At 54.2% G+C, this 277-nt stretch carries 1 pseudogene; it reads left to right on the top strand.

Annotated features, from left to right (window positions below):
- Positions 1–148 precede the first annotated feature (148 nt).
- Positions 149–277: pseudogene (locus E8M78_RS23970) on the top strand (IS6 family transposase); the annotation flags it as partial.

The raw sequence follows: 277 nt of genomic DNA, 5'->3' as shown, positions 1-277 counted from the left end.
GCTTGATGACAAAGCCACGCAGATCTCGCTCGGATGCATTGGTGTGGAGCGGGATCTCCGGCCGCTCCAGAACCATGAGCAGCTCGGCTCTGTTGCAAAAATCCGTTGGAGCTTGAAAGATCGCTGGTGATTTTCAGCGAGACTTTTGATGAACGATTTTAAGTGGCGTCATTTTCAGGGTGAGGTGATCTTGTGGGCTGTGCGCTGGTATTGCCGCTATGGAGTGAGCTACCGCGATCTCGAACAGATGATGGGCGAACGCGGTGTGTCCGTCGAC

This window comes from Rhizobium sp. FKY42 (genome assembly GCF_005222835.1).
In the GTDB taxonomy this organism is placed as follows: domain Bacteria; phylum Pseudomonadota; class Alphaproteobacteria; order Rhizobiales; family Rhizobiaceae; genus Neorhizobium.
Note: the sequence above shows the minus strand (reverse complement) of the source record. Positions and strands in the feature narration are given on the sequence as shown.